Consider the following 6,000-nt stretch of genomic DNA (forward strand, 5'->3'; position numbering starts at 1 on the left):
TAGCCTACTCTTCGTAATCATCTGGAAAATGGTTCTTAGGGTCTTGGTGGATAAAGATTGGCGTTTTGGCCGGCATGTTTTCAGCAAACCACTGGGCATCAGCTAACGACAAACGGATTGACCCGTAAGCCTTAACATTGTGCTTTTTAGTTACCTTTTGACCTAGTTGCTTAGCGCTTGCTTTAATTACCTGGCCGTCCTTATTGACAGGTACCGACTCGAAGCGGTGCAAGCCCCCGTCAGTAAAACTGACCCAACTCTTAGCTCCATAACCCCTGGTAGCGTCGAAGTAAGCTTGCCCCCGGTTCTTATCGAGCTTAAATAAACCTAACGGTGTTTTTTGATACTCTTTTTGACCCTTGTCATAGTTCTTCGCAGCCGAAGCATTCATTGTATAAAGTGTGTAGCGCCCAGACTTAATGTAGACACGTTGCTTAGCTAAGGAGACTTCAACCCATAACCTGTAAGGGTGTTTTTTAGTGTTATGATATTGTTTAGCCCTAACGTTAGGGTAAGGCATCGTCAGCGACGAGAGTTCATAACTAAGCGGTTTGCGTTCGTGGCGCTTAATCTTTTTTAATAATTGTTTCTCCCGTTTAGCGGCCTTTTTATCCAGTTTGGCTTGCTTAGCCATTTTAATAGCATTCTTCTGGTTAGCATGGTGGACATGAACCGCGGTGTAAGCCGTCACTAATACTAGGCATACTGCCACCACCCACTGAATTAGGTTTCCTTTTTTCATCACTTACCTCACTTAATCTGCCGGGGTCATTGTCCCGGTAGCGTAGTTAATCTTAAAGCCTGGTTCAACGTTAGGCACGATGACATTCAGCTTAAATTTACCATCCCGACTCCGGGCTTGAATATGGTAGCAACGCGGAATAACCTCCCCGCTACTATGGTAAAGGGGTTCTACTTGGTAGCGGACATTGTCATGGCTCTTGACTGCCTCTAAAACTTCCTTTTCAATCTCAGCTTGCAATACCCCGTTAGACCACTGGGTTTGGGGAGTTAGGTTTGTCCGCTTAGTGTTTTTAGTCTTGAATACCCGGTCATCGAACAGACTCCGCGCAATCAAGTGTCCCCGGGTAAAGCCTTCAGCAAAGCCAACTGGATCAGTTTTAATTGCTTCTTTATTGCTTAACCTTGGCAAGTTAGCCTTAACAATCCACATGCTTGCCTTGGTAGGACGACCCCGTCCATCAACCCTTAACGTCGGAATCTTTTGCGTCCGTGGTTGCGTAAAGCCCAGGCGGGTCTTGTTATCATTAACCACAAAGACGTTTCGTTCCGTGTCGAATTCCAAGCTAGCCGTAGCTAGTTTATAGCTCTTTTGAATACCTTCGGTTAAAGAATTCCGGGCCCGGTTAATATCATCAGTCGGAATATTTTCGTATAAAGCTTCGTCTAAATTGGTGACCGTCCGCGCGTTAGGTGTAGGATTCTCCACCTTCTTAGGTGCATTTAAGCGTAATACCTGGTTGGAATTAGCTTGTTGGAAGCGATTCTTAGCCTTATTTTCGCGAATCACATAGTTGCCGGTTTGACCTTCTTGCCGCCGGTTGCTTTCTGCCTTCTTCTTAGTTGCTAGCAACTGACTCAATTTATCCGTAACCTTGGTGACATCGGCTGGTTGCTTTAAATCCGTTGGCTTAAAGCCTAACAAATTCAGCACTTCCTTACGTAATAAGGCATCTATCGCCGCTTGCTTTTGCCGTTCATTTTCGATTAATTGTTTTTGTAAGGCATCTATTTGTGCCTGCAATTTCTTTTCCTCTTCTAATAGCTGGTTAAAAGAATCATCCTTGATTCCCACATAAACCATCCTTTCTACTTATGCGTAATAAAATCCAACAATTTAAATAATGTTTGCTTATTAGCAGGCGGAACCGGGTAGGCCATCACTTCGTCTGGGTACTGCTTAAATTCTGACCCCCGGAGATAATCCTTATCGTTGATGACAATTTCTCTGACATTATCCGCCAAGGTTTCGAAGTGAAATTGCAAGCCAATCACATTATCTCCCACCAAAATTCCTTGATTTTCAGTGTACTCACTGCTAAATAGGGTCGTTATTTCCCGAGCGATGTAAGGCGGAAAATGACATTGCTCAGCATGCCAGTGAAGTGCCGTCAAAGCCACGGGAATTTCTGGAATGACGTTGCTGGTCTTTTCCACCATCCCCCAGCCAGCCTCTTTAGGCCCACTGGACACTTCGCCCCCAATCGTAATGGCGATTTGTTGCATCCCAAAACAAACACCAAAGACCGGTTTATGAACTTCCATCATCTTAGCGATTAGGGCTCGTTCTTCTAAAATCCACTCATCCTTGTCGTTGACACTCATTGGTCCACCTAAAATAACCAAAAGGTCGGTTTCGGCCGCAGTGGGTAAACCACAGTCAAAATGAACGGGATGGTAAATATAGAGTTGATGCCCGTGTTCGTGGGCCCAATCAGCAATCGCTCCCGGTCCCTCGTTAGGAGTATGTTGAATTACATTAATCCGCATAATTAAATTACCTTCCTTTCAAGGCATTTTACTTAATTATACCCTAGAAAGGCTGGATAAGTTAGTGCTAGCCAACTTTTAAACAAAAATAAATCCACATGTGCACCAAAGAGGGCCCATGTGGAGCTATTTAATCTTCAATTAATTGAACAAGTCCCTAGTTTTAACTACTTACTCGAGTTAAGCAGCTCACCTAAACTAGAGTCGAGCTCCACGTGGCTAGCACGCTTTGCCCTTATTTAGATTCTTTTTCAGCTTCTTCGCGTTCCTTCAAGAAGTTTAAAACAGCTTGGTGTTGAGCGCGACGCTTCTTAATGTTCTTGGAGTTAACAGGACGACGATCGTTAGCTACCCCAACGTGTGTGTTTTGTGACATGTGTTAAACCTCCCTTCGTCTATCCATGCATCTTCTCATTTTATACAATTTTTCAAGCTTTTTCAAGGCTTTTCTGTAAATTAGCCTGTTTAACCAAAAAAGGCCCGCAACAAGAGCGGACCAACGTTAACTTTTTTCTAAAATAACCAGTATAATTGAACGACGCTAACAACTAACACCGTCCATGCTAGGGCTGAAAACAACAATCCCCAAACTAAACCCTTTAAAAATTCCATTTTCTTTACCTCGTTTACTCTCAAGTCCCCTAAATTATACCCAATTAATTGGCAATTAGTAGTCCTTTTAAGATAACTTGATAAAAAAACAAACTTTCTTTAAAATTCGTTTACTTTTGGTGTCTGAACTGGTGCACCACTACCGTTGCGACTAGAGAAATTAACACCAACGCTCCAAAGATAGCCGCCGGAATTTCAATCTCAATCATCGGAATTGTTAAGAAGAGTTTGATGGCAATTAAGGCAATTAAGAAGTAAGCCGTCACTTCTAATTCAGGCACAATATCCATCAACTTCATGATTACCTCCGCAATCCCCCGCATCGCTAAAATTCCAATTAGGCCCCCGATTAAAACAATCACCGGGTTAGTTGAAATTGCCAGGGAGGCTAAGATTGAATCGATTGAAAAGACAATGTCCATCGCCTCAATCGAAACAACTACCGACCAAAAGAGGGGTAAAATTCGCTTCTTTTCCTTCTTCTTTTTCTGCTTAGCGACTGGGTGAGCCATATGGTAGAAGTGACTTAGTGCCAGATACATCAAGTACCCTGCCCCAATCACCTTGATTTCCCAAAAGTGAATCAAATAGGTCCCTACCCCGATTAAAAGGAAGCGGAAGATATAGGCGCCCCACAAGCCGTAAAACAAGGATTTTTCCTGCTGGACCTTGTCAGGTAGCTTTTGGGTTTGAGCTGCTAAGACAATCGCATTATCAACCGAAAGCAAGCACTCGATTAAAACTAAGGACAGGATAATCATCCAGTCTTGGCCCGAAGTAATAACCGTTTTCCAATTTTCCAATTCAAAAAATGGTCCGTATAAATTTTGTAAAAGTGACAATTAACTTATCTGCTCCTTCAAATTGAATTTTTCCCTCTTAATTTTAGCACATCCGCATTATAAAAATAAAATTTCTACTACTTAAAATTTTAGAAAAGATAGCCGATTCTTAATATGTAGCGCATACATTCCTACTGTGAATGTGCTATACTATTACTTGTGTTTACACGATTTAATTATAGGAGTTGTTTTTTATGAAACATGACACAGATGAGTTGCGGACGCATAAGCACCATCACCACCACAGAAACAAGAAGCGTCGCCGACTCATGAAATGGGTATTAGGGATTTTAGCTTTTGTCATCATCATTGGGGCAGCCGGTGCCATCAAGATTTACACCGATACTAAATCAGCCATTCAAAGTACATATAAACAAGTTAAACATAAAGATATCCGCAAGGGAGCAGCCGCTGATGTGACTGCCGGCGATCCTTTCTCCGTCTTAATCCTCGGGGTCGATACTGGTGAATACGGGCGGACTTACCAAGGACGTTCTGATACCATCATGGTAGCTGCCGTTTCTAAAGATAAGACCAGCTTGGTTTCCATTCCCCGTGATACCAAGGTTGCTATCTCCGGTCACGGTGAAAACAATAAGATTAATGCCGCTTACGCTTACGGTGGCGTCTCCGGGGCAATTAATACCTTGCAAAATTACCTTGATGTCCCTATCGACCACTATATTAAACTTAACATGCGGGGCTTAGTTCAGTTATCAGAAGCCGTTGGTCCAATTACAGTTGACAACGACCTCGACTTCACCAACCTTGGTTACCACTTCAAGAAGGGTAAGGTTACGATTGATAAGAACAACATCTTGGCGTATACCCGGATGCGGTATGAAGATCCCCGGGGCGATTATGGTCGGCAACTACGACAACGAGTAGTTACTATCGCACTTGTTCATAAATTAGCTACTATTGATAATTTGTCTAAGTACAAGCAAATCTTAAACGCCGTCTCAGCTAACATGACAACTGATTTAACCTTTAGCGAAATTAAGTCATTAGTAACTGAATATAAAGGCGCTGATGATAACATCCAACAAGTCCAACTCCAAGGGACGGGCAAGATGATTGACGGTGTTTCTTACGAAGTGGTTTCCCAAGCTAGTCTAAACAAAGTTCAAACGGAACTTAAGGACACTTTGAAAATCAAATAATAATTAAATAGGCAGTGACTTCTCACAATGAAAGTCACTGCCTTATTTGTTAGACTTGTTTAACGATAATTGAACCCAGCACCGCATCGCCTTTGATGATTAAGTCTGGCTGGGCAGCATAGTCGGTCATTTCCACCGGAATTTTCGTAGCCCCCATAATGTTGGCCGTTTGCGTAGCTACCTGCCAGCTAGCAGGTACATAAACCGTTACGTTACCCATAATCACATCTAGGTTTAAGGTAATCGGCTTGCTGGCATTTTCATCCACATACAAATTGAGGTTGCCCATAACCACGTCTGCATTAACATTATTATCATTTTGGTCAACTACCCCTCACTAAAGTGAGAGGCTTGTAGCTCACGACCTTACGGTCAGTGGTCATAACGCAATTAATTGCTTCCACACTATACGTGGCTACATCATTGGGTGGTTGACAGCACCCACTTAACTAACACGTTTACGCGTTAGTCGTTAATTCAAATTTAGGTTGTTCTTGCCCACTAATATATTGCGTACCCAATAATTGGATATTCATTGCACCTAAGCGGTCATCATTAGAGCGATAACCACAATTAGAGCAGTGATATTCATGTAAATCGTGATTCCGGTTAGATTTTTTAATCGTTCCGCATTTAGGACAACGTTGGGAAGTATATTGAGCTGAAACTTCAATCACTTCACTACTATTTAAGTGCGCTTTGTAAGTCAAGAATTGTGCTAATTGGTAAAAAGCCCAAGATTTATTTTGATTACGTAAAGCTTTAGGTAAATCAGTGCGTTCAAAAGAAACACCTGTTAAATCTTCTAAGACAAATAAGGTGTTGGAACCAAATTTTTGGACCAGTGTCTTAGACAGCCGATGATTAACATC

The 6,000-nt window shown here is 42.3% G+C and carries 8 protein-coding genes; 1 reads left to right on the forward strand and 7 read right to left on the reverse strand.

Annotated features, from left to right (window positions below):
* Positions 1-4: 4 nt before the first annotated feature.
* The 5 genes from FC14_RS00685 to FC14_RS00700 all read right to left on the reverse strand — a co-directional run bounded on the left by FC14_RS00685 (position 5) and on the right by FC14_RS00700 (position 3,965).
* Positions 5-742, reverse strand: a complete 738-nt coding sequence (locus FC14_RS00685; protein WP_056975733.1) for a L,D-transpeptidase — start codon at positions 740-742, stop codon at positions 5-7.
* 12 nt (positions 743-754) lie between these two features.
* Positions 755-1,816, reverse strand: a complete 1,062-nt coding sequence (locus FC14_RS00690) for a DNA/RNA non-specific endonuclease (protein ID WP_056975735.1) — start codon at positions 1,814-1,816, stop codon at positions 755-757.
* A 14-nt stretch (positions 1,817-1,830) separates the two neighbouring features.
* Positions 1,831-2,511 (reverse strand): type 1 glutamine amidotransferase, encoded by a 681-nt coding sequence (locus FC14_RS00695; RefSeq protein WP_050611586.1) that lies wholly within the window; start codon positions 2,509-2,511, stop codon positions 1,831-1,833.
* Between the two features lie 235 nt (positions 2,512-2,746).
* The gene (locus tag FC14_RS10735) at positions 2,747-2,887 is read right to left on the reverse strand and encodes a hypothetical protein (protein ID WP_169790253.1); all 141 of its coding nucleotides are present in this window, start codon (positions 2,885-2,887) and stop codon (positions 2,747-2,749) included.
* Between the two features lie 346 nt (positions 2,888-3,233).
* Positions 3,234-3,965, reverse strand: a complete 732-nt coding sequence (locus FC14_RS00700; RefSeq protein WP_056975737.1) for a TerC family protein — start codon at positions 3,963-3,965, stop codon at positions 3,234-3,236.
* 194 nt (positions 3,966-4,159) lie between these two features.
* Here FC14_RS00700 and FC14_RS00705 point away from each other — a divergent pair, with 194 nt between their 5' ends.
* Positions 4,160-5,128: an LCP family glycopolymer transferase gene (locus FC14_RS00705; protein ID WP_056975739.1), complete on the forward strand. Its 969-nt coding sequence runs from the start codon at positions 4,160-4,162 to the stop codon at positions 5,126-5,128.
* A gap of 49 nt (positions 5,129-5,177) precedes the next feature.
* Here the strand turns inward: FC14_RS00705 and FC14_RS00710 are convergent, their stop codons facing one another.
* The gene (locus FC14_RS00710) at positions 5,178-5,417 is read right to left on the reverse strand and encodes a hypothetical protein (RefSeq protein WP_056975741.1); all 240 of its coding nucleotides are present in this window, start codon (positions 5,415-5,417) and stop codon (positions 5,178-5,180) included.
* 169 nt (positions 5,418-5,586) lie between these two features.
* A partial coding sequence (locus FC14_RS00715) for an RNA-guided endonuclease TnpB family protein (protein ID WP_156655707.1) occupies positions 5,587-6,000 on the reverse strand: 414 nt, incomplete at its 5' end.

This window comes from Ligilactobacillus agilis DSM 20509, from assembly GCF_001436215.1.
Lineage (GTDB): Bacteria > Bacillota > Bacilli > Lactobacillales > Lactobacillaceae > Ligilactobacillus > Ligilactobacillus agilis.